The organism is Caulobacter sp. CCUG 60055, from assembly GCF_022750545.1.
Classification (GTDB): domain Bacteria; phylum Pseudomonadota; class Alphaproteobacteria; order Caulobacterales; family Caulobacteraceae; genus PUIC01.
Genome location: NZ_PUIC01000001.1, coordinates 94,678 through 115,683 on the forward strand (window position 1 = coordinate 94,678; position 21,006 = coordinate 115,683).

The 21,006-nt window shown below is 69.8% G+C and carries 21 protein-coding genes; 14 read left to right on the plus strand and 7 right to left on the minus strand.

Features of this window, described 5'->3' with window-relative positions; all coding sequences use genetic code 11:
- Positions 1 to 9: 9 nt before the first annotated feature.
- Positions 10 to 549 (minus strand): peroxiredoxin, encoded by a 540-nt coding sequence (locus C5708_RS00385; RefSeq protein ID WP_242916636.1) that lies wholly within the window; start codon positions 547 to 549, stop codon positions 10 to 12.
- Positions 550 to 727: 178 nt separating this feature from the next.
- Between C5708_RS00385 and fabD the strand changes: the two genes are divergently transcribed.
- From fabD to gmk, 7 genes are all read left to right on the plus strand, one after another.
- The gene (gene fabD / locus C5708_RS00390; RefSeq protein WP_242916638.1) at positions 728 to 1,672 is read left to right on the plus strand and encodes an ACP S-malonyltransferase; all 945 of its coding nucleotides are present in this window, start codon (positions 728 to 730) and stop codon (positions 1,670 to 1,672) included.
- A gap of 14 nt (positions 1,673 to 1,686) precedes the next feature.
- Positions 1,687 to 2,427, plus strand: coding sequence for a 3-oxoacyl-[acyl-carrier-protein] reductase (gene fabG / locus C5708_RS00395; RefSeq protein ID WP_242916640.1), 741 nt, complete (start codon positions 1,687 to 1,689; stop codon positions 2,425 to 2,427).
- A gap of 186 nt (positions 2,428 to 2,613) precedes the next feature.
- Positions 2,614 to 2,853, plus strand: coding sequence for an acyl carrier protein (locus C5708_RS00400; RefSeq protein WP_242916641.1), 240 nt, complete (start codon positions 2,614 to 2,616; stop codon positions 2,851 to 2,853).
- A gap of 98 nt (positions 2,854 to 2,951) precedes the next feature.
- On the plus strand, positions 2,952 to 4,232 hold the full coding sequence (fabF, locus tag C5708_RS00405) for a beta-ketoacyl-ACP synthase II (RefSeq protein ID WP_242916643.1): 1,281 nt from the start codon (positions 2,952 to 2,954) through the stop codon (positions 4,230 to 4,232).
- 71 nt (positions 4,233 to 4,303) lie between these two features.
- The gene (gene mltG / locus C5708_RS00410) at positions 4,304 to 5,272 is read left to right on the plus strand and encodes an endolytic transglycosylase MltG (protein WP_242916645.1); all 969 of its coding nucleotides are present in this window, start codon (positions 4,304 to 4,306) and stop codon (positions 5,270 to 5,272) included.
- Positions 5,273 to 5,274: 2 nt separating this feature from the next.
- Positions 5,275 to 6,159, plus strand: a complete 885-nt coding sequence (locus tag C5708_RS00415) for a YicC/YloC family endoribonuclease (protein ID WP_242916647.1) — start codon at positions 5,275 to 5,277, stop codon at positions 6,157 to 6,159.
- Positions 6,149 to 6,793, plus strand: a complete 645-nt coding sequence (gene gmk / locus C5708_RS00420) for a guanylate kinase (RefSeq protein ID WP_242916649.1) — start codon at positions 6,149 to 6,151, stop codon at positions 6,791 to 6,793. The genes C5708_RS00415 and gmk overlap by 11 nt, the downstream gene beginning before the upstream one ends.
- 10 nt (positions 6,794 to 6,803) lie before the next feature.
- Here the strand turns inward: gmk and C5708_RS00425 are convergent, their stop codons facing one another.
- Genes C5708_RS00425 through C5708_RS00435 form a run of 3 tightly spaced genes read right to left on the minus strand, consistent with a single transcriptional unit; the run spans position 6,804 to position 9,074 of the window.
- The gene (locus C5708_RS00425) at positions 6,804 to 7,133 is read right to left on the minus strand and encodes a proteinase inhibitor i78 (RefSeq protein WP_242916651.1); all 330 of its coding nucleotides are present in this window, start codon (positions 7,131 to 7,133) and stop codon (positions 6,804 to 6,806) included.
- Positions 7,130 to 7,588, minus strand: a complete 459-nt coding sequence (locus C5708_RS00430; protein WP_242916653.1) for a DNA polymerase III subunit chi — start codon at positions 7,586 to 7,588, stop codon at positions 7,130 to 7,132. The genes C5708_RS00425 and C5708_RS00430 overlap by 4 nt, the downstream gene beginning before the upstream one ends.
- 1 nt (position 7,589) lies before the next feature.
- Entirely contained in the window at positions 7,590 to 9,074 is a 1,485-nt protein-coding gene (locus C5708_RS00435) for a leucyl aminopeptidase (protein ID WP_242916655.1), read from the minus strand.
- 181 nt (positions 9,075 to 9,255) lie between these two features.
- On the opposite strand from C5708_RS00435, the gene lptF reads away from it, so the two are divergent.
- Genes lptF through rsmA form a run of 6 tightly spaced genes read left to right on the plus strand, consistent with a single transcriptional unit; the run spans position 9,256 to position 17,218 of the window.
- Entirely contained in the window at positions 9,256 to 10,398 is a 1,143-nt protein-coding gene (lptF, locus tag C5708_RS00440; RefSeq protein ID WP_242916657.1) for an LPS export ABC transporter permease LptF, read from the plus strand.
- The gene (lptG, locus tag C5708_RS00445; protein ID WP_242916659.1) at positions 10,395 to 11,504 is read left to right on the plus strand and encodes an LPS export ABC transporter permease LptG; all 1,110 of its coding nucleotides are present in this window, start codon (positions 10,395 to 10,397) and stop codon (positions 11,502 to 11,504) included. Before lptF ends, lptG begins: the two co-directional genes overlap by 4 nt.
- A 43-nt stretch (positions 11,505 to 11,547) precedes the next feature.
- The gene (locus tag C5708_RS00450; RefSeq protein WP_242916661.1) at positions 11,548 to 13,971 is read left to right on the plus strand and encodes an LPS-assembly protein LptD; all 2,424 of its coding nucleotides are present in this window, start codon (positions 11,548 to 11,550) and stop codon (positions 13,969 to 13,971) included.
- Positions 13,972 to 14,023: 52 nt separating this feature from the next.
- Entirely contained in the window at positions 14,024 to 15,376 is a 1,353-nt protein-coding gene (locus C5708_RS00455) for a peptidylprolyl isomerase (protein ID WP_242916663.1), read from the plus strand.
- Positions 15,363 to 16,388: a 4-hydroxythreonine-4-phosphate dehydrogenase PdxA gene (pdxA, locus tag C5708_RS00460; protein ID WP_278253683.1), complete on the plus strand. Its 1,026-nt coding sequence runs from the start codon at positions 15,363 to 15,365 to the stop codon at positions 16,386 to 16,388. Before C5708_RS00455 ends, pdxA begins: the two co-directional genes overlap by 14 nt.
- On the plus strand, positions 16,385 to 17,218 hold the full coding sequence (gene rsmA / locus C5708_RS00465) for a 16S rRNA (adenine(1518)-N(6)/adenine(1519)-N(6))-dimethyltransferase RsmA (protein ID WP_242916665.1): 834 nt from the start codon (positions 16,385 to 16,387) through the stop codon (positions 17,216 to 17,218). The genes pdxA and rsmA overlap by 4 nt, the downstream gene beginning before the upstream one ends.
- 61 nt (positions 17,219 to 17,279) lie before the next feature.
- On the opposite strand, the gene C5708_RS00470 is transcribed toward rsmA, so the two are convergent.
- Positions 17,280 to 17,999 carry a hypothetical protein gene (locus C5708_RS00470; RefSeq protein WP_242916667.1) on the minus strand — a complete coding sequence of 240 codons (720 nt, stop codon included), beginning with the start codon at positions 17,997 to 17,999 and terminating at the stop codon, positions 17,280 to 17,282.
- Between the two features lie 182 nt (positions 18,000 to 18,181).
- On the opposite strand from C5708_RS00470, the gene C5708_RS00475 reads away from it, so the two are divergent.
- The gene (locus C5708_RS00475; protein ID WP_242916669.1) at positions 18,182 to 18,622 is read left to right on the plus strand and encodes an acetyltransferase; all 441 of its coding nucleotides are present in this window, start codon (positions 18,182 to 18,184) and stop codon (positions 18,620 to 18,622) included.
- Between the two features lie 7 nt (positions 18,623 to 18,629).
- Here the strand turns inward: C5708_RS00475 and C5708_RS00480 are convergent, their stop codons facing one another.
- Both C5708_RS00480 and C5708_RS00485 read right to left on the minus strand, forming a co-directional pair.
- Positions 18,630 to 19,040, minus strand: a complete 411-nt coding sequence (locus C5708_RS00480) for a glycine zipper 2TM domain-containing protein (RefSeq protein WP_242916671.1) — start codon at positions 19,038 to 19,040, stop codon at positions 18,630 to 18,632.
- Between the two features lie 66 nt (positions 19,041 to 19,106).
- Positions 19,107 to 20,987 carry an ABC-F family ATP-binding cassette domain-containing protein gene (locus C5708_RS00485; RefSeq protein ID WP_242916672.1) on the minus strand — a complete coding sequence of 627 codons (1,881 nt, stop codon included), beginning with the start codon at positions 20,985 to 20,987 and terminating at the stop codon, positions 19,107 to 19,109.
- Positions 20,988 to 21,006 lie beyond the last annotated feature (19 nt).

The following is a 21,006-nucleotide window of genomic DNA, read 5'->3' on the forward strand; positions in this document are numbered from 1 at the left end:
CGGTTCCGCCTATTTGCCGTGCGCCGTCTTCCAGGCCTTCACCGCGTCGAGGGTGTTCTTGACGTGGTTGTCGGGCTTCAGGTCGCTGTAGGCGTAGGCGATCTTGTGGTCGGGCGTGACCACGTAGGACGTGCGGTTCGACCAGCCCGGCCGCAGGGCCAGGGTCGAGTCGTAGTGCTTGGCGATGCTCAGGTCCGGATCGGCCGCCACCGCGAACTTGTTGCGGCATTCGCTGACCGAGAACTCGCTGATGCGGTCGATGTTGCCGGCCGTCACCCCGATGACCGTCGCGCCCAGCTTGTTGAACTCGGCGGTGGCCTCGGCGAACTCGTGGGCCTCCAGCGTGCAGCCCGAGGTGAAGGCGGCGGGGAAGAAATAGAGCACCACGGGCCCCTTCTTCAGCGCCTCGTCGAGCGTGAAGTTGAAGTCCTTGCCGGCCAGGGCGGCCTTGGCGGTGAAGCTGGGAGCGGGGGCGCCGACGGGCAGGGCCGCCAGCGCGACGGCGGGCAGGGCGGCCGCAAGGGCGACGGCGGCTGAAACGATCCTCATGGCGATCTCCTCCGTCGTTTCGCTGCGAACGGCCGCGACGGGAACGACGGCGGTGAATGTCCGACCGGCCGCGCGCCATGGCAAGAGCCTCCGAGGCCGCTGTTTTCGCCAAGGTTGCCCGGCGGCGAGCTTTCCCCTAACCCTGCCGCCCGGATTCGTCTTCAGCGGAGAGCTTGCCATGAGCTTCGCTTTCATCTTCCCCGGCCAGGGCAGCCAGGCCGTCGGCATGGGCGCCAGCCTGGCCGAAGCCTTCGCGCCGGCGCGCGCGGTGTTCGAGGAGGTCGACGAGGCGCTGAAGCAGAAGCTGTCCGTCCTGATGCGCGACGGCCCCGAGGCCGACCTGACCCTGACCGAGAACGCCCAGCCGGCCCTGATGGCGGTCAGCCTGGCGGTGATCCGCACCCTGGAGGCCGAATTCGGCGTCGGGATCGAGCGGGCCGCCTTCGTCGCCGGCCACAGCCTCGGCGAATATTCCGCCCTGGCGGCGGCGGGCGCGATCAGCCTGTCGGACACCGCGCGCCTGCTCAAACTGCGCGGCCAGGCCATGCAGCGGGCCGTGCCGGTGGGCGAGGGGGCGATGGCCTCCCTGATCGGCCCCAGGACCGACGTCGCCCTGGCCGAAGAGGCCGCAAGGGCCGGCGCCGAGGTCGGCGTCTGCGTCGTGGCCAACGACAACAACCAGGGCAATGTGGTGATCTCCGGCGCCAAGGCGGCGGTCGACCGCGCCGTCGAGAAGGCCAAGGAGCTGGGCGCGCGCGCCATTCCGCTGAACGTCTCGGCGCCGTTCCATTGCCCGCTGATGCAGCCGGCCGCCGACGAGATGGCCAAGGCCCTGGCCGAGACCGCGATCCTCGCCCCGCGCGCGCCGCTGGTGGCCAACGTCACGGCGCGGCCGACGCACGATCCCGAAACCATCCGTCGGCTGCTGGTCGAGCAGGTGACGGGCCGGGTGCGCTGGCGCGAGAGCATGGAATGGCTGGCGGGCGAGGGCGGCGTGACCCGCTTCGCCGAAGCCGGCGCCGGCAAGGTGCTGTCGGGCATGGTCAAGCGCATCGCCGCCGAGGCCGAGGCCACGCCGCTGAACGCGCCGGCCGACCTCGAAGCCTTCGCCAAGTCTCTCTAAAGAGGACCGCTCACATGTTCGATCTTTCCGGCAAGACGGCGCTGGTCACCGGCGCCACCGGCGGCATCGGCGGCGCCATCGCCCGTTCCCTGCACGCCCAGGGCGCCCATGTGGTGCTGTCGGGCACCCGCGAGGCCGCCCTCGAAGCCCTGGCCGGCGAACTGGGCGGGCGCGTCTCGTCCGTCGTCGCCAACCTGTCGGACCCCGCCGCCGTCGACGGCCTGATCGGCGCGGCGGAGCAGGCGGCGGGCGCGCCCGTCGACATCCTGGTCGCCAACGCCGGCGTCACCCGCGACGGCCTGCTGCTGCGCATGAAGGACGAGGACTGGGAGACGGTCATCAAGGTCAATCTCGAAGGCTATTTCCGCCTGAGCCGGGCCGCCCTCAAGGGGATGATGAAGCGCCGCCATGGTCGAATCATCGGCATCACCTCGGTGGTCGGGGTCACGGGAAACCCGGGGCAGAGCAACTACGCCGCGTCCAAGGCCGGCATGATCGGCTTCTCGAAAGCCCTCGCCCAGGAAGTCGCCAGTCGTAACGTCACCGTGAATTGCATCGCGCCCGGCTTCATCGCCAGCCCGATGACCGACGCCCTGAACGACCAGCAGAAGGAGCAGATCCTGCGGACGATCCCGGCCGGAAAACTGGGCGAAGGCTCTGATATTGCAGCGGCTTGCGTCTATCTGGCCTCGGACGAAGCCGCCTACGTCACCGGTCAGACCTTGCACGTCAACGGCGGCATGGCGATGATCTGATTTCCGTGGCCCGCCTCGGATCGCCTCCCCGCTAGTCGCGCCAAAAGGAACGTGCTAGGCGAAAAGGGAACCTCGGCGATCCTTCGAAAGAGACGGGCTGTCCAACAAGGTTTTTCGAAACCGCGCCTCGGCGAAGCTTTCACAGTTCCTCCCGCCGCGGACCTCACCAGCAAGGGATTTTTGTGTATGTCCGATATCCTCGAACGCGTCCGTAAGATCGTGATCGAGCACCTCGACGCCGATCCGGAGAAGGTCACCGAAAAGGCCTCCTTCATCGACGACCTCGGCGCCGACAGCCTCGACAACGTCGAGCTGGTCATGGCGTTCGAAGAAGAGTTCGACATCGAGATTCCGGACGACGCCGCCGAGCACATCCAAACGGTCGGCGACGCCGTGAAGTTCATCAGCGAGCGCACCGGCGCGTAAGCGTCTGCGTATCGCCAGGACTCAACGCCGCGCCGCGCGGGCCACCGCGGGCGCGGCGTCTTGCGTTTCGGCCTAGGTCGGGAGGAGTATTTTACGTCATGCGTCGTGTCGTCATCACCGGAATTGGCATGATCACCCCGCTCGGCTGGGGCAAGGATCATACGTGGAAGGCCTTGCTGGAAGGCAAGTCCGGCGCCGGCCGCATCACGGCTTTCGACCCGACCGACTACGCCTGCAAGGTGGCCTGCGAGGTCCCGCGCGTCGACGGACGCGGCGGCGGCTCGCCCGACGATCCGGCCTCCTTCAACCCCGACCTGACCATGGCCCCCCGCGACCAGCGCCGGGTGGACGACTTCATCCTCTACGCCATGGCCGCCGCCGACGAGGCCGTGAAGGACGCCGGCTGGACCCCCGAGGACGAGCACGAGCGCGAGCGCACGGGCGTCATCATCGGCTCGGGCATCGGCGGCCTCGACACCATCGCCAAGACCGCCATCGAGCTGCACGAGAAGGGCCCGCGCCGGGTCAATCCGTTCTTCATCCCGTCGGCGCTGGTCAACCTGGCGTCCGGCCAGGTGTCGATCCGCTACGGCTTCAAGGGGCCGAACCACGCGGTGGTGACGGCCTGCGCCACCGGCGCGCACGCCATCGGCGACGCCACGCGCCTGATCAAGTACGGCGACGCCGACGTGATGGTCGCCGGCGGGGCCGAAGCCTCGGTCTGCCAGGTCGGCATCGCCGGCTTCATCGCCTGCCGCGCCGTGGCCACAGCCTTCAACGACACGCCCGAAAAGGCCTCGCGCCCCTATGACAGGGATCGCGACGGCTTCGTGATGGGCGAGGGCGCGGGCGTGGTCGTGCTTGAGGAGTACGAACACGCCAAGGCGCGGGGGGCCAAGATCTACGCCGAGGTGGTCGGCTACGGCCTGTCCGGCGACGCCTACCACATCACCGCGCCGGCCGAGGACGGCGACGGCGGCTATCGCGCCATGAAGGCGGCGCTGGCCGACGCCAAGCTGTCGCCGGACCAGGTGGACTACATCAACGCCCACGGCACCTCGACCATGGCCGACGGCATCGAGCTGGGGGCGGTCGAGCGCCTGTTGGGCGAGGCCGCGTCGAAGGCGACCATGTCCTCGACCAAGGGGGCCATCGGCCACCTGCTCGGCGCCGCCGGCGCGGTCGAGGCGGCGTTCGTCGCCCTGGCCCTGCGCGACCAGGTCGCGCCGCCGACGATCAATCTCGACAACCCCTCGGTCGAGACGGCGATGGACCTCGTGCCCCACAAGGCCAAGCCGATGAAGATCGACATCGCCATGTCGAACAGCTTCGGCTTCGGCGGCACCAACGCCTCGCTCGTGCTCAAGAAGGCGCCGTGACCCCCCGGAAGCGACCGCCGGCCAAAGCGAAGCGGAAGGCGGCGCTTCCCCTTCGCAAGCGTCTCGCCATCATGGGCGGCAGCGCGGCGGCCACCCTGGCCGTCATCGTCGCCGTGGCGGCCCTCTGGGGGCTGTGGAGCTGGTTCGGCCCGGGGCCGGCCGCGCGCGAGGGCGACAGCACCACCGTCCTGCTGCGGCAGGGCGGCGGCATCACCGAGATCGCCCAGACCCTGCGCAGCGAGCACGTGATCGGCTCGTCGGCCGTGTTCCTGGTCGCCGCCCAGATCAGCGGCGCGGCCAAGCGGCTCAAGGCCGGCGAATACGAGTTCCCGTCCCGCGCCTCGATGGCGACGGTGATCGACAATATCCGCCACGGCCGGGTCGTCCGCCACTTCGTCACCATTCCCGAGGGCATGACCTCGGAGATGGCCGTCGACGTGCTGATGAAGGAAGACGTCCTGACCGGCTCGGCGCCGGTGCCGCCCGAGGGCGCCATCCTGCCCGAAACCTACGAGGTCCAGCGCGGCGAGGACCGCGCGGCGGTGCTCCAGCGCATGATGAACGATCGCGACGCCCTGCTCGAACAGCTCTGGGCCCAGCGCCAGCCCGGCCTGCCTTTCGAGCACCCCGAGCAGGCCGTGGTCATGGCCTCGATCGTCGAGAAGGAGACGGCCAAGCCGGACGAGCGCCCGCGCATCGCGGCGGTGTTCATCAACCGGCTGCGCCAGGGCATGAAGCTGCAGTCCGACCCGACCATCATCTACGGCCTGACCCGTGGGCGGCCCCTGGGCCGCGGCATCCGCCAGTCGGAGCTGCAGTCGGACACGCCCTACAACACCTATGTGATCGTCGGCCTGCCGCCGACGCCGATCGCCAATCCGGGGCGCGCCTCGCTGGCGGCCGTGCTCGATCCGGCCAAGACCGCCGACCTCTATTTCGTCGCCGACGGCACCGGCGGCCACGCCTTTTCGGGCACGCTGGACGAGCACGCCCGCAACGTGGCCCGCTGGCGGCGGATCGAGCAGGCGCGGGAGCACTGACCATGGCCTTGTCGGGCATGACCGGGTTCGCCCGGGAAGAGGGGGGCGAGGGCGCCTGGACCTGGGCCGTGGAGGCCCGTTCGGTCAACGGCCGCAATCTCGAGGCCCGTTTCCGCGGGCCGCCGGGCTTCGACGCGCTCGAGCGCGCCGCCCGCGAGGGCGCCCAGGCCCGGTTCCAGCGCGGGCAGATCACCATCGGCCTGCAGGCCCGCAGGGCCGAGACGGCCGGCGCGGTGCGGGTCAATCTCGATCAGGTCGAACGCTATCTGGCGTTGCTGGCGCCGCTGGTCGAGGCCGGCCGCGCCGCGCCGCCGGCCGCCGACGGCCTCTTGGCCCTGCGAGGCGTGGTCGAGACCGCCGACGAGACCGACGACGCCGAAGCCAAGGCCGGGATCGAGGCGGCCATGGCGGCCTCGATCGCCCGGGCGCTGGACGGCCTGCGCGCCGCTCGCCGGGACGAGGGCGCCAGCCTGTCGCCGGTGCTGACCGGACTGGTCGACCGCATCGGCGCGCTGGTGGCCGGGGCCGAGGGCGAGGCGGCGGCGCAGCCGGCGGCCTTGAAGGAGCGGCTGGTCAAGCGCATGTCGGAACTGACCGGCGACATGGCCGGCCTGGAGGATCGCATCGTGCAGGAGGCCGCCATGCTGGCGGTGAAGGCGGACGTGCGCGAGGAGCTGGACCGGCTGGCGGGCCACGTCGGCGCGGCGCGGACGCTGATCGCCACGGACGGCGCGGTCGGACGCAAGTTCGATTTCCTGGCGCAGGAATTCATGCGCGAGGCCAACACCCTCTGCTCGAAATCGGCCACCGCCGCCCTGACCGCCACCGGGCTGGAGCTCAAGGCGGTGATCGAGCAGCTTCGCGAACAGGTGCAGAATGTCGAATGATCCCCACCTGCCGCGCCGGGGCCTGATGATGATGGTCGTCAGCCCCTCCGGCGTCGGCAAGACCTCGCTGACCCGCCGACTGATCGCCGACCATGCCGACCTGCACCTGTCGATCTCGGCGACCACGCGCCAGCCGCGTCCGGGCGAGCACGACGGGCGGGACTATCACTTCGTCGACCGGCTCTCGTTCGACGACATGATCGAGAACGACGCCTTCCTGGAATGGGCCGAGGTCTACGGCAACCGCTATGGCAGCCCCAAGGCCCCGATCATGGCGGCGCTGGAGCGCGGCGACAGCGTGCTGTTCGACATCGACTTCCAGGGGGCGATGAAGATTTCGGCCTATGCGCCTGAAGACGCGGTGAAAGTCTACGTCATGCCGCCGTCGATCGGCGAGATGAGCCGCAGGCTCCACGCGCGGTCCCAGGACAGCGAGTCGGTGATCCGCATGCGTCTCAGCCGCGCCAAGGACGAGGTCGCCCAGTGGGAGAAGTTCGACTACGTCGTCATCAACGACGATTTCGACCGCGCCTATGCCGACCTGGCGCACATCTTCCACGCCGAGCGGCTGCGCCGGGCGCGCAACTCATGGATCGCGCCGTTCGTGCAGGGCCTGATCGAAGAGCCGCTCTAGGCGCGCGGGGTCAGCCGCACTTCACCTCTTTGATGATCCCCGTCTGGGTGTCGTAGACGATGTTCAGGCGGTCGGGCCGATAGTCCATCGTGGCCGGGCAGCTGGAGCACAGCACCCGCCGCTTGGACGGGTCGGTCGGCACCGGGATGTCGGTCTTGGGCCGGCCGATCAGATACTTCAGCGCGGCCGATCCGCACTGGTCGGCGACCGGGGCGGGCGCGACCGGCGGCGGCGCGGGAGCGGGCGGCGGCGCAGGGCGCTGAGGCTCGACCGGCGGCGGCGGCGTGCTGCAGGCCGTGATCGTGGTTGCGGCCGCGACGGCCAGCCAGAACGGTCTCATGCCTGTTTCTCCCAGCCGCGCTCGGCGCCTTGCTTCCAATAGCTGACGGCGTGGCCCGCGCCCTTGAACGCGCGCCAACGCTCCCGCGCCCCGGCGAGCGCGCTCTCGTCGCGGCCGTCGAACAGCAGGATGCAACGTTGAAAGCCTTCGAGCGAGCCCGGTTCCGCGCCGTCGATCAGAAAAAGCGCCTCGGCGCCGTTGGCGTTGTCCTGATCGAGGGTGAGCAGGATCGGCTGGCGGCCGGCCTGGGGCTCGCCCGCCAGGCCGTGGGCCAGGAAGGCGTCGTCGCGCCAGCTCCACAGCCAGCCGTCCAGGTGGTCGAGACGGTCCTGGCCGCGCGCCCGCACGACGGCCTTCCAGCCGCGCGCGAGCGTCTTCTCCAGCAGTTCCGGCAAGGCCTGGTCGAGCGCCGTGCGCTCCAGGTGGTAGAACCAGACCTCGCAGGGACCGGCCATCTCAGTCCTCGTACTTGTCGGCGACGAGCTGGTTCAGCAGCCGCACGCCGAAGCCCGTGGCGCCTTCCGGGATCGACGAGGCCGTCGACGGCTTCTTCCAGGCGGTCGAGGCGATGTCGAGGTGAGCCCAGGGCAGGCCGTTGGCGAACTTCTGCAGGAACAGCCCGGCGGTGATCGAGCCGCCGGCGCGCCCGCCGATGTTCTTCATGTCGGCGATCATGCTCTCGATCTGCTTCTCGTACTGGGCGGGCAGGGGCAGGCGCCACAGCGGCTCGCCCGTCGCCTTGGAGGCGGCCAGCAGGTTCTCCGACAGGTCGTCGTCGTTGCTGAACAGGCCGGCGTAGTCGTTGCCGAGCGAGATGATGATCGCGCCGGTGAGGGTGGCGAGGTCGATCATGAACCGGGGCTTGAAGCGGTCCTGGCAGTACCAGAGCGCGTCGGCGAGCACGAGCCGGCCCTCGGCGTCGGTGTTGATGACCTCGATGGTCTGGCCCGACATCGAGGTGACGACGTCGCCGGGGCGCTGGGCGTTCCCGTCGGGCATGTTCTCGACCAGGCCCAGCACGCCGACGGCGTTGACCTTGGCCTTGCGGCCGGCCAGGGCGTGCATGACGCCGGCCACGGCGGCGGCGCCGCCCATGTCCCACTTCATGTCCTCCATGCCGTCGGCGGGCTTGAGGCTGATGCCGCCGGTGTCGAAGCACACGCCCTTGCCGACGAAGGCGACGGGCGGGGCCTTGGGATCGGCCGCGCCCTTCCACTGGACCACGGCGAGCTGGCTTTCGCGGCGGCTGCCCTGGCCGACGCCGAGCAGGGCGCCCATGCCGAGCTTGGTCATCTCGGCCTCGCCGAGAATCTCGACCTCGAGGCCGAGGCTCTCCAGCGCCTTGACCCGCCGGGCGAACTCCTCGGGATGCAGGATGTTGGCGGGTTCGGAGACGAGGCCGCGGGCGAACAGCACCGCGTCGGCCAGGGCCGACAGGGGGGCGAACGCGGCGCTCGCGGCGGCCGGGTCATGGGCGGCGATCTCGACCGCGACGACGGACGGCTTCTTCTCGGGCTTTTCAGTGGTGCGGTACTTGTCGAAGCGGTAGGCGGCCAGGCGGGCGCCGAAGGCGGCGCGCGGCGGGAACTCGGCGGGGGCGGCGGGGAGGCTGATCCGCAGGACCTCGGCGCCGGACCCCTTGGCGGCCTGGAAGGAATCGGCGCCGAAGGTTTCCGCGCCCTGGGCGTCGAAGGCGTCCTTGTCGCCGACCCCGACGAGAATCACGCGCTGGACGTCGAGGCCCGTCGGCGCGACGAGGTCGAGCACCTGGCCCTTGGCCCCGGTGAAACGTCCGCCGGCGATGGCGCGAGCCACGCCGCCGCCGGTCGCCTGGTCGACCGCCTCGGCCGCCGGAGACAGAACTCCGCCTTCGAAAACCGGAACCGAAACAGCGGTTTTCGACGAAGCCTTCGCCTCGCCGGCGACAAAATTGATCTGCATCTCGTTCTCCTGCGCCGATTGGTACGGCGCGGCATAATCGACATGGCGACATCATGAAAGCCGGCAGGCCTTCGCAATGGTTGTCGCCAAATTCAGGACGTGTAGAAGATGGCCCGCCCAGCCGGGGCCTGCAACGGCTGCTCAACCTCCCCGCAAGGGGGCCCCGGAACGCCTGCGTCTCATGCGCCTGATCGAGTCCTACCTCTTTCGCCAGATCTTTGGCCCGACGCTGTTCGCCACCGTCGCCCTGACGGCCGTGGCGGTGCTGAGCCAGAGCCTGGGCCAGCTCGACATCATCGTCGACCAGCGCCAGAGCGCGATGGTGTTCATCAAGATCATCCTGCTGGCCATGCCGCAGCTGCTGGCGATGATCCTGCCGATCGCCATCTTCGTGGCCGCCCTGGTGGCGCTGAACCGTCTGCACACCGAGCAGGAGATCGTCGTCTGCTTCGCCGGCGGCATGAGCCGCTGGCGGGTGATCTCCCCGGCCATGCGGCTGGCCATCGGCGCGACGCTGGTCTCCCTGGCCCTCAACCTGTGGGTCCAGCCCTGGTGCCAGCGGGTGATGCGCGAGGAGCTGTTCAAGGTCAGCACCGACCTGGCCTCGACCCTGGTGCGCGAGGGCGAATTCACCGAGCCGGCCCCGGGGCTGACCGTCTACGCCCAGAGCATCGACCAGAAGGGCCTGCTGCATAACCTGTTCATCCACGAGGAGCGGCCGCAAGGCGGGGCCAAGGTCCTGGCCAGCCGCGACGGCAAGATCGCCAAGCGCAACGGCGCGCCGGTTCTGATCATGCAGCGGGGTTCGAACCAGGAGTACTCGTCGACCGGCGTGCTCAACTACCTGGCTTTCGACGAGTACATCTTCGAGCTGAACTCCTTCCTCAACAAGGACCAGTTGGTCCACTACAAGGTCTCGGACCGCTACCTTCACGAGCTGTTCTTCCCCGATCTCGAGCAGGCCTGGGAAAAGCAGAACCGCAAGAAGATGCTGGCCGAGGCCCATTCGCGGCTGGCCTCGCCGCTCTACAACATCGCCTTCATGTCCCTGGCCCTGGCCGCCGTGATCGGCGGCGCCTTCAGCCGCCTGGGCTATGGCCGGCGCATGGCGATCATCGGCGCGGCGGCGGCGGTCCTGCGCATCCTGGGCTTCGCCGCCCAGGCGGCGTGCGACGACAACGTCTGGCTCAACGTCATCCAGTACGCCATACCGCTGGGCGCGACCTGGTGGGCGATGGCGCAGCTCTTCCGCCAGCGGGTGAATCGCTTCATCGCGATCCAGGCGATCCCCGCTGGACGCACCCTGAACACGGCGCAAGCATGATCCCCGGCCTCAAGCGCATCGAGACCTATGTCCTGGCTCGAACGCTGCTGGCGGTCGTGGCCGCCCTGGCTGTGATCTCGTCGGTGATCATCCTGATCGGTTTCGTCGACCTGTCGCGCAGCGTCGGCACCCGGGTCGACGTCAACTTCCTCCAGATCATGGGACTGGACCTGCTGCAGGCCCCGGCGGTGATCCTGGTGCTGCTGCCGTTCACCTTCCTGTTCGGAACCCTGGCCGCCTTCGTGGCGCTCAACCGGCGCAGCGAGCTGATCGCCATGCGTGCCGCCGGCGTGTCGGCCTGGCGCTTCATCTTCCCGGCGGCGGGCGCGGCCTTCGTCATCGGCGTGCTGTCGGTGACGGTGCTGAACCCGGTCGCCGCGGCCCTGACCCAGCAGTTCGACAAGACCCGCGCCGCCCTCATGCAGGGCTATCTGCAGGGCTCCCCGAACGAAAAGATCTGGCTGCGCGAGGGCGACGGCCGCACCCAGATCGTCATCCGCGCGCTCAAGCGCGACGACGTGGCCGGCGACGTCCGCCTGAAGGGCGTGTCGCTGTTCGTCTATACTTTGAACAAGCAGGGCGTCCTGGACTTCTCCCGGCGCATCGAGGCCGACCAGGCCTTGCTGTCGCACGGCGAATGGAAGCTGAAGGGCGTCAAGGAAGCCACTCCCGGCGCCGAGGCGCTGCACTATGACAGCCTGGCGATTCCCTCGACCCTGACCGGGCGGGCGGCCGTCGAGCGATTCGTCAAACCGGACGCCATCGCCTTCTGGAACCTGCCGGCGGCGATCGACCGCATGGAGCAGTCGGGCTTCTCGGCGACCACCTACCGGCTGCGGTTCCAGCAGCTCCTGGCCACCGCGCCGTTGTTCGCGGCCATGTCGATCCTGGCGGCGGCGTTCTCGCTGCGCCTGATGCGGCTGGGCGGATTGGCGGGGCTGGCGGGCTCGGGCGTGGCCCTGGGCTTCGTGCTGTTCTTCTTCAACCAGATGTGCGGAGCCCTGGGCAAGGCGGAGGTCATCGCGCCGTTCGCCGCCGCGTGGGCGCCGCCTGTTCTGGCGCTTTTGTCGGGTTTCACCTTGCTCTGCTATACCGAGGACGGCTGATCGCCTACAGCGGGGAGCGCCGGCGAGGGAGGATGATTGAGTGATGCGCGACGGCCTGCGGGCGGACAAGACTTCTGGGACGGGATGGATGCGCGCGGCGCTGCTCGGCGGCGCGGCCACGCTTGCATTGCTGTCGAGCCAGGCCCAGGCGGCGCAGTCGCACCTGCCGGCCGCGCCCAAGCGCGCGTCGTCTCCGGCCATGGTCGGAGACGACGGCCTGGGGCATGACAACGTCTATCTCGAAGCCGACGAGATCGTCCGGGACGACAAGAACCAGACGGTGGTGGCCAAGGGCGCCGTCGAGGCCCGCTATCAGGGCCGCACCCTGCGCGCCCAGGAAGTGGACTACGACCAGACCACCGGCGTGATCACCGCCAAGGGCGACGTGCAGGTGATCAACGCCGACGGCACCGCCCAGTTCGCCGAGGAGATGACGCTCGACGACCAGATGCGGGCCGGGGTGGCGCTCAGCTTCTCGGCGCGGCTGGACCAGAACATGAAGCTGGCCTCGGCGACGGCCATCCGCCGCAACGAGAACGTCAGCGAACTGACCCGGGCCATCTACACGCCTTGCGACATCTGCGCCGCCGACGGCAAGGCCAAGGAGCCGAGCTGGTCGATCCAGGCCGACAAGATCATTCAGGACCACGAGCATCAGGTCATCTACTACCGCCACGCGGTCATCCGCGTGCTCGGCGTGCCGCTGCTGTACGCGCCGGTGTTCTGGCACCCCGATCCGTCGGCCGACCGCAGCTCGGGCTTCCTGCCGCCGAAGATCCAGCCCTACAGCAACCGGCGGGGCTTCTCGTACGAGCAGCCCTATTACTGGGCGATCTCGCCGTCCCAGGACCTGATCATCAGCCCGCAGCTGAACATGAAGGTCAATCCGCTGCTCAACCTGGAATACCGCAAGCGGTTCTATTCCGGCGAGATCGACGTGCGCGCCGGCTACACCTACGAAGCTGAGTTCGGCACGCCGGGCGGCAACTTCACCCGCATCGGCGACGTCACCTCGCGCAGCTACATCCTGGCCAAGGGCAAGTTCGAGATCAACAAGCTGTGGTCGTGGGGCTTCACGGCCGAGCGCGTCACGGACTACACCTTCTTCGACCGTTACAGCGTCCACCAGGTCTATGAGGACCGCGGCGCCTACGCGACCGACGACCACCGCCTGCTGTCGCAGCTCTACACCACCCGCCAGGACAGCAACTCCTTCCTGTCGATCTCGACCCTGGGCTTCCAGGGGCTGCGGCCGAGCGACAAGCTGAGCACCTACACCTACAACGACCACACCTTCCCGGTGGTCGCGCCGCTGATCGAGGCCCACTACGAGCCGGAGACCAAGATCCTCGGGGGCCGGCTGCGCTTCCTGGGCAGCGCGGTGGCGCTGAGCCGCGACGCGGTGTTGATGCCGGCGGCGACCGACACCGCCAACCCCACAACCAACAGCCGCCGGGCCTCGGGCCAGGTCGATTGGCGCGGGGGGCTCACCTTCGACAACGGCATGCGGGTGGAGCCGTTCGCCAGCCTGCGCGGCGACTATTACAACGTCGACGAGGTCACCAACGTCGCCACCAAGACCACGGTGAACCGCAGCGTCGGCCGCAGCATCAGCGTGGTCGGCGCCGACTTCACCTGGCCGTTCATCAAACAGCAGGGCGCGACCACCATCGTGCTGGAGCCGATCGCCCAGGTCGCCCTGTCGCCTAACGTCAAGCGCAACAACAACATCCCGAACGAGGACAGCCAGTCCTTCCAGTTCGACGAGACCAACCTCTTCGACGTCAACCGCTTCTCGGGCTATGACCTCTACGAGGGCGGCCAGCGGTTCAACGTCGGCGGCCGCGCCACGGCGACCTGGTCGGGCGGGCGCAGCGCTCGCCTGCTGATCGGCCGCAGCTTCCGGGCGCAGAGCAATACGAATTTCCTGGTTTCAAGCGGGCTTAGGGGCACATCTTCAGACTGGATCGTGGCGGCCGACGTCACGCCGATCGCGCAGCTCTCGCTGTTCGCCCACTCGCGTCTCGACGGCGACACCGCCGAGGTCCGCCGCCTCGACCTGGGCGGCAACTTCAACATCAGCAAGCTGCACGGCTTCGTCCGCTACCAGAAGCAGAACACCAACGTCACCAACCTGCCGATCACCCAGGCGGTCAGCGCGGGCCTGCTGTCCGAGACGCTGGACATGTCCGGCGAGTTCTTCGTCACCAAGCACTGGGGCGGCGTGTTCTTCGGCCAGGCCGGCCGTTACGGCTACGATCCGGCCGCCAACCTCACCGACAAGTCCTGGCGCTGGCGGCGCAGCGACTTCGGCGTGATGTACACCGACGAATGCGTGCGGGTGGAAGTGATCTATCAACGCGAGGAAGCCGTGGCGACGACCCTTGGGCCGTCCAGCACGGTGCTCCTGCGCCTAACGCTCGCCACATTGGGCGATGCAGGATACAGGAACTATGACTACCGCTGATCGGGCTGAAACGGACGGCCGAGGCGGTCGCACTAGGGGAATGGCGTCGTTGATGATGTGGACGCGTAGCGTATCCGGCCTCGCGGGGGCGACGGCTGCGGCGATTTCTATTCTGGCGGCCGCTTCGGCCGGCCCCGTTGCGGCGCAGGACGCGACCGCGCCAACGGCGCCGGACGCCGCGCCCGCCGCCGCCGCGCCGCCCGCCAACGACCTCACCGAGCGGGTGGCCGCCGTCGTCAATGACGACATCATCTCGACCTATGACCTGCGCCAGCGGATCATGCTCCTGGTGGTGACCGCCGGGGTGCAGCCGACGCAGGAGAACCTGCCGCAGCTCGAACGCGAGGCGTTGCGCCAGCTGGTCGACGAACATCTGGAGATCCAGGAGCTTCGGCACCAGGAGAAGGAGCAGAAGTTCCAGATCGTCGCCAACGACAAGGACATCGACAAGGAGATCGCTCAGATCGCCCGCGGCAACAACATGTCCGCCGAGCAGCTGTTGGCGCAATTGTCGGCGGCGGGGGTCGGGTCGCAGACCTTCCGCGACCAGCTGCGCGCCGAAGTCAGCTGGCGTCGCTGGATTCAAGGCCGCTACGGTTCGCGCCTGCGCATCGGCGACGATCAGGTCACGGCCGTGCAGCAGCGCCTCAACGCCTCGGCGACCAAGGCGCAGTATCAGATCGGCGAGATCTTCATCGACGCGGCGCGGGTCGGCGGCGAGGCGGCGGCGCTGAACGGCGCCAACCAGCTGGTCGCGCAACTGCAGCAGGGCGCGCCCTTCGCGGCGGTGGCCCGGCAGTTCTCGGCCTCGCCGACGGCGGCCTCGGGAGGCGACGCGGGCTGGCTGACCGCCGGCGAGATGCCGTCCGAAGTGCAGGAGGCGCTCGACCAGATGCGCTCGGGCCAGCTGTCGCGGCCCATCCCGGTGCGCGACGGCGTCTATATCGTCTTCCTGCGTGACAAGCGGTCGGGCGCCAGCGCCACCCTGGTCTCGCTGAAGCAGGCCGCGATCAGTCTGCCGACCGACGCTTCCGAGGCCCAGGTCGAGGCGGCGCGGGCCAAGCTCGCGGCGCTGAAGGGGCAGATCAAGAACTGCGGCGACATCGACGCCAAGGCCGCCAAGGTCGAGGGCGTCGTCGCCGGCGACCTCGGCGAGGCCGAGATCAAGGACCTCGCGCCGGACTTCCGCCAGGCGGCGGAGACCTTGCAGCCCAATCAGGTCAGCGACCCGATCCGCACCAAGGTCGGCCTGCATCTGGTCGCCGTCTGCGGCAAGCACCAGAGCGGCGGCCAGGTGGCCAGCCGCGAGCAGATCGAGGACCGGCTCTACAGCCAGCAGCTGGCGATGATCTCCAAGCGCTATCTGCGCGACCTGCGCAACTCGGCCACTATTGAAACTCGCTGACGGCACGCCCGCGCCCCTGGCGCTGAGCATGGGCGATCCCGCCGGGATCGGCCCGGAGATCACGGTCAAGGCCTGGCACGCCCTGCGCGAGCAGGGGCCCGCCTTCGTGGCGGTCGGCGATTTCCAGAGCCTGGCCTCGGCTTCGGCGGCGGGGGCGTCGATCCTGCGCCGCGTCGCCGGCCCGGACGAGGCGGCGGGCGTGTTCCGCGAGGCGCTTCCGGTGCTGGACGCGCCGCTGCAGGCGCCGGTGGTGGCCGGCAAGCCGTCGCCGGCCTACGCCGGCGCGGTGATCCGCTGGATCGAGACGGCGGTCGGCCTGTCCCTTTCCGGCCGGGTGAGCGGCGTGGTCACCGCGCCCATCGCCAAGGCGCCGCTCTACGAGGCCGGCTTCCAGTTCCCCGGCCATACCGAATTCCTGGCCGAACTGACCGCCGCCGCGCCCTATGTCGGGGCGAGGGGGCCGGTGATGATGCTGACGGCGGGCGGGCTGCGCACCGCGCTGGCCACCGTCCATGAGCCGCTGTCGCGGGTGGCGCCCAGCCTGCGCTCCGAGACCATCGTCGCCGTCGGCCTGGTGGTCGCCGAGGCGTTGCGGCGGGATTTCGGCGTCGAGGCGCCGCGCCTGGCGATGGCCGGGCTCAATCCGCACGCCGGCGAAAGCGGCGCCCTGGGCCGCGAGGAGATCGAGATCATCGCGCCGGCGGCGAGGACGTTGAGGGACCTGGGCGTCGAATGCGGCGACCCTAAGCCCGCCGACACCCTGTTCCACGCCGAGGCGCGCGCGCGCTACGACGCGGTGATCTGCATGTATCACGATCAGGCCCTGATCCCCGTGAAGATGCTCGACTTCTGGGGCGGGGTGAACGTCACCCTCGGTCTGCCGATCGTGCGCACCTCGCCGGACCATGGCGCCGGTTTCGACATCGCCGGCCGCGGGCTGGCGCGTCCGGAGAGCATGATCGCCGCCATCCGCATGGCCGGCGAGATCGCCCGTCGCCGCGCCGCGCAATGACGCTGGAGACCTTGCCGCCGCTGCGCGACATGCTCGCCGAGCATGGGCTGATGGCCAAGAAGAGCTTCGGCCAGCATTTCCTGCTCGACCTCAACGTCACCCGCAAGATCGCGCGGCTGGCCGGCCCCTTGGAGGGGCGGGCGGTGATCGAGGTCGGTCCGGGCCCGGGCGGCCTGACGCGGGCCCTGCTCGAGGCCGGGGCCCAGGTGGTGGCCGTCGAGAAGGACGCCCGCTTCCTGCCGTTGCTGGGCGAACTGGCCGAGGCCGCGCCCGGGCGGCTGGCGGTGGTGGAGGCCGACGCCTTGGCGGTGGACGAGACGGCGCTGCTGGCCGAGCACGCGCCGGGGCTGCCGGCGCGGGTGGTGTCGAACCTGCCCTACAATGTCGGCACGCCGCTGCTGATCAAGTGGCTGACCGGTCCGTTCCGGCCAGAGGCCATGGCGCTGATGTTCCAGAAGGAAGTGGCCGACCGCATCGCCGCCCCGGTCGGCTCCGGCGCCTATGGCCGCCTCGGCGTCATCGCCCAGGCGACTTGCCAGGCCTCGGTGGTGATGGACTTGCCGGCGCGGGCCTTCACGCCGCCGCCCAAGGTGGCCTCGGCGGTGGTCTCCCTGACGCCGCGCGCCGAAGCGCCGTCCAGCGACGAACTGGCGGCCCTGGAGCGCGTGACCCAGGCCGCCTTCGGCCAGAGGCGCAAGATGCTGCGCTCAAGCCTCAAGGCGCTGGGCGGCGAGACCTTGTGCCAGGCGGCGGGGATCGACGCCAACGTCCGGGCCGAGACCGTTCCCGTGGACGGCTTCCTGGCGCTCGCCCGCGCCCTTCGCGCCTGAGGCGTTCCCGTCGTTCGCGGCCTTTCGCGGGCTTGGGTCGGCGTCTTTCGAGGACCGCGGATCAGCCGCCGAGAGCCTTCACCGCCGCCGCCGCCATGGGCGAGAACGCCAGCGGGCCGATGGCCACCTCCATCAGCACCACCGCGGCGACTCCCCAGGCGTAGGCCGGGTGGATGCGGCGGCGGACCACGAGGTCGGCGGCGGGACCGATGAGCAGGATCACGTCATTGACCGCGAACAGCACCAGCGGAGCGAACAGGCCGAAACTGTCCATGGGCAGGAAGCGGCCGAGGCCGGGACCCAGGATGGAGGCGCTGGCGCACATCATCAGGCGCTTGTGCCAGTCGGAACGGCGGCGCAGACGGATGGCGGCGGCGACCAGGCCGCCGAACGCCGTCACCGCCAGCAAGTTCATCGCCAGGAACACGCCCTTGGGAAAGAAGGTCGGCACGCGATGGTGGCCGATGGAGAACAAGGTGGCGGCCACCCCCATGATCACCATGGCTCCGGCCAGCACGGCGCCGGCCACGCCCAGCTGGCGGTGACGGCGCAGGTCGCCGGCGCTGACGAGGGCCGGCTGGGCGACCATCAGCGCCACCCAGGCGGTGAAGACGGCTCCGTGAACATGCAGCAGCAGCGGCAGGCCCGGCTTTGGTGCGAAGTCCTCCGGCACGGTCTGGGAAAAACCGGCGACGATGATCGCCGCCATGATCAGCGCCCAGCCGAGATAGAACAGGCGCCCGACATCCGCCTGCGGGCGCGTCGTCCCGGTGGTGGCCATGAACCGCTCCCCCGTCTTGAGGTTCAGGAGGTCAGGTTGAGCGCGAAGGGAGCGCTTGGCAAGCGTGTCGCAACAACGTCACGGACAGGCGGCTTTCGACCCGCGGCGCCGCGCCTGCGACGGTGTGAAGAACCCCGGGCGGCGGGCTTGTCCCGCCGCCGCGCCCGGCCTAACTCGGGCGCATGATCGAGATACGCCCTTCCGCCGCCGCCGACGCGCCCGTCCTGTTCGAAATCTGGCGCCGCGCCGTCCTCGCCACCCACGACTTCCTCAAGCCCCAGGACTTCTCGGCCCTGGAGGTGATGGTGGCCCGGGACTACCTGCCGTCCGTCCGGCTCTGGGTGGCGGAGGAGGGCGGACGCGCGACGGGGTTCATGGGGCTGTCGCAGGCCCATGTCGACAGCCTGTTCATCGACCCCGACGCGCGCGGCCGCGGGATCGGCCGCCGGCTGATGGCGCACGCCAGGAGCCTCGTCGGCGGCGCCCTGAGCGTCGACGTCAACGAACAGAACGACCAGGCGGTCGGCTTCTATCGCCGCATCGGCTTCCAGCAGACCGGGCGCTCCTCGCTCGACGACCAGGGGCGCCCGTATCCGCTTCTGCACATGACGTGGCCGGCCTAGGCCCGGCCTAGCGGCAGCGCACCTGGCCGCGATCGATCGAGCGGCCGATCACCGCGCCGCCGGCCGCGCCCAGCAGGGTGCTGAGGGTGTCGCCGCCGATGGCGTTGCCGAGCACGCCGCCGCCGATGGCGCCGATCACCAGGCCCGTGGTGCCGTCGTTGCGACGGCAGTAGTAGCGGCCGTCGCGACCCCGATAGATGTAGTCGTCGCGGGTCATGCGGCGCTCGTAGCGCCGATCGTAGCGACGGTCATGGGGCCGGTAGCTGCGGCTTGGGTCCCAGTTGCGGTTCTGGGGACCGCCTTGCCAGCGATAGTCGGGACGGTCGCGCCGCCAATCCTGCGAGGCCGCGCCGGCCGGCGCCGCCGCGATCGGAAGGCTGAGGGCGACCGCCAAGGCCGCGAGCATGGTGCGTTTCATGGACTGCTCCCTGTGACGTCCATCAAAACGCCCGGCAAGCGCAAGTCGTTGCGCCCGGCGTCCCGGTCAGAGCGCCTGCTCGTAGGCTTCGGCGGCCTCCATCCATTTGGCCTCGGCCTCGTCGAGCTGGGCCTGGGCCTTCTCGCGCTTGCGGCCAAGGTCGGCGGCCTTGGCCGGGTTCTTCACGTAGAGGACCGGGTCGGCCAGGTCGGCGTCGAGATCGGCCAGGGTCTTGGTGCAGCGGGCGAGGACCGCTTCGGCCGCCTCCAGCTTGCGCTTCAGCGGCGCGGCCGCCGGCTTGGCGGCTGGCCGCGGCGCCTGGGCCGGCGTAGGCCTGGGCGCCTCGACGACCGGGGTCTGGGACGGACGGGCCGAGGCGGCCTTGGCGCGGTCCAGCACGAACTTGGCGTAGTCGTCCATGTCGCCGTCGAACGGCTTCACCCCGCCGTCGGCCGCCAGCCACAGGCGGTCGGCGACCAGCTCCATCAGCGAGCGGTCGTGGGTGATGAGGATGACGGCGCCGGAATAGTCGTTCAGCGCGTCGAGCAAGGCGCGGCGGCTGTCGATGTCCAGGTGGTTGGTCGGTTCGTCGAGGATCAGAAGGTGCGGCGCGCTCATCGCCACCAGGTTCAGGAGCAGCCGCGCCCGCTCGCCGCCCGACAGGTTGGCGACGGTGGTGTCCTGCTTGTCGAAGTGCAGGCCGAACTGGGCCAGGCGCGAGCGGCGCGAGGACTCGCTGGCCTCCGGCATCGCCCGGCGGATGATCTCCAGCGGCGTGTCGGCGGGGTCGAGCGCCTCGATCTGGTGCTGGTGGAACCAACCGACCTGCATGCGGCGGTCGCGGTGCAGGTGCCCGTGCTGGATGTCGAGAGCCCCGGCGATCATCTTGGCGAAGGTCGACTTGCCGGCGCCGTTGACGCCCAGAAGGCCGATGCGGTCGTCGATGTCCATGCGCAGGTTCAGCCGGCGCAGCACCGGCTTGCCGTCGTCGTAGCCGACGGAGGCGTCCTCCAGCCGGATCAGCGGCGGGGCCAGGGGGCGGGGCGGCGAGGGCAGGGTGAAGGGGGCGACGCGTTCCTCGATCGGGGCGGAGATCGGCTCCAGCTTGGCCAGCCGCTTGAGGCGCGACTGAGCCTGGGTGGCCTTGGACGCCTTGGCGCGGAAGCGGTCGACGAAGGATTGCAGGTGGGCGCGCTCGGCCTCCTGCTTGGCGCGGGTGGCCGACAACAGGCGCAGCTTTTCGGCCCGGCGGCGCTCGAAGTCGTCATAGCCGCCGGTGTAGAGCTCGAGCTTGCCCTCGCTGAGGTGCAGGATGTAGCCGACCGAGTTGTTCAGCAGCTCGCGGTCGTGGCTGATGATCAGGGCGGTGTGCGGGTACTTCTTGAGCCGCGCCTCCAGCCACAGCGCCCCTTCCAGGTCGAGATAGTTGGTCGGCTCGTCGAGCAGCAGCAGGTCCGGCTCGGCGAACAGGGCCGCGGCCAGGGCCACGCGCATGCGCCAGCCGCCGGAGAACTCGGCCATCGGCCGCTCCAGGTCCTCCTGCGAGAATCCCAGGCCGGTAAGGATTTCCGCCGCGCGAGACGGCGCCCGGTCGGCGTCGATCTCGATCAGCCGGCCGTAGATCTCGCCCAGGCGCTCGGGCGGGGCGGTGTCCAGCTCGCGCGTCAGGGCCGCCCGCTCGACGTCGGCCTCGAGGATGGTCTCCATCAGGGTGACGGGCGTGGCCGGATGCTCCTGGTCGACCGAGCCGATCTTGGCCGCCTTGGGCAGGCTGATGTCGCCGTCGCCGGGATGCAGCTGGCCGAGGATCAGCTTGAACAGCGTCGACTTGCCCGCGCCGTTGCGTCCGACCAGACCGACCTTGCCGCCGGTCGGCAGGGTGACGGACGCGCTCTCGAAGAAGCGTCGCCCCCAGGCGTCGAAGGTCAGATTGTTGATCTGGAGCATGGGAGAGGCGGGAACGCTG

Coding starts and splice junctions, on each gene's coding strand:
- C5708_RS00385 (WP_242916636.1), bottom strand. CDS start 549: ATGAGGATCGTTTCAGCCGCCGTCGCCCTTGCGGCCGCCCTGCCCGCC.
- fabD (WP_242916638.1), top strand. CDS start 728: ATGAGCTTCGCTTTCATCTTCCCCGGCCAGGGCAGCCAGGCCGTCGGC.
- fabG (WP_242916640.1), top strand. CDS start 1,687: ATGTTCGATCTTTCCGGCAAGACGGCGCTGGTCACCGGCGCCACCGGC.
- C5708_RS00400 (WP_242916641.1), top strand. CDS start 2,614: ATGTCCGATATCCTCGAACGCGTCCGTAAGATCGTGATCGAGCACCTC.
- fabF (WP_242916643.1), top strand. CDS start 2,952: ATGCGTCGTGTCGTCATCACCGGAATTGGCATGATCACCCCGCTCGGC.
- mltG (WP_242916645.1), top strand. CDS start 4,304: ATGGGCGGCAGCGCGGCGGCCACCCTGGCCGTCATCGTCGCCGTGGCG.
- C5708_RS00415 (WP_242916647.1), top strand. CDS start 5,275: ATGGCCTTGTCGGGCATGACCGGGTTCGCCCGGGAAGAGGGGGGCGAG.
- gmk (WP_242916649.1), top strand. CDS start 6,149: ATGTCGAATGATCCCCACCTGCCGCGCCGGGGCCTGATGATGATGGTC.
- C5708_RS00425 (WP_242916651.1), bottom strand. CDS start 7,133: ATGAGACCGTTCTGGCTGGCCGTCGCGGCCGCAACCACGATCACGGCC.
- C5708_RS00430 (WP_242916653.1), bottom strand. CDS start 7,588: ATGGCCGGTCCCTGCGAGGTCTGGTTCTACCACCTGGAGCGCACGGCG.
- C5708_RS00435 (WP_242916655.1), bottom strand. CDS start 9,074: ATGCAGATCAATTTTGTCGCCGGCGAGGCGAAGGCTTCGTCGAAAACC.
- lptF (WP_242916657.1), top strand. CDS start 9,256: ATGCGCCTGATCGAGTCCTACCTCTTTCGCCAGATCTTTGGCCCGACG.
- lptG (WP_242916659.1), top strand. CDS start 10,395: ATGATCCCCGGCCTCAAGCGCATCGAGACCTATGTCCTGGCTCGAACG.
- C5708_RS00450 (WP_242916661.1), top strand. CDS start 11,548: ATGCGCGACGGCCTGCGGGCGGACAAGACTTCTGGGACGGGATGGATG.
- C5708_RS00455 (WP_242916663.1), top strand. CDS start 14,024: ATGATGTGGACGCGTAGCGTATCCGGCCTCGCGGGGGCGACGGCTGCG.
- rsmA (WP_242916665.1), top strand. CDS start 16,385: ATGACGCTGGAGACCTTGCCGCCGCTGCGCGACATGCTCGCCGAGCAT.
- C5708_RS00470 (WP_242916667.1), bottom strand. CDS start 17,999: ATGGCCACCACCGGGACGACGCGCCCGCAGGCGGATGTCGGGCGCCTG.
- C5708_RS00475 (WP_242916669.1), top strand. CDS start 18,182: ATGATCGAGATACGCCCTTCCGCCGCCGCCGACGCGCCCGTCCTGTTC.
- C5708_RS00480 (WP_242916671.1), bottom strand. CDS start 19,040: ATGAAACGCACCATGCTCGCGGCCTTGGCGGTCGCCCTCAGCCTTCCG.
- C5708_RS00485 (WP_242916672.1), bottom strand. CDS start 20,987: ATGCTCCAGATCAACAATCTGACCTTCGACGCCTGGGGGCGACGCTTC.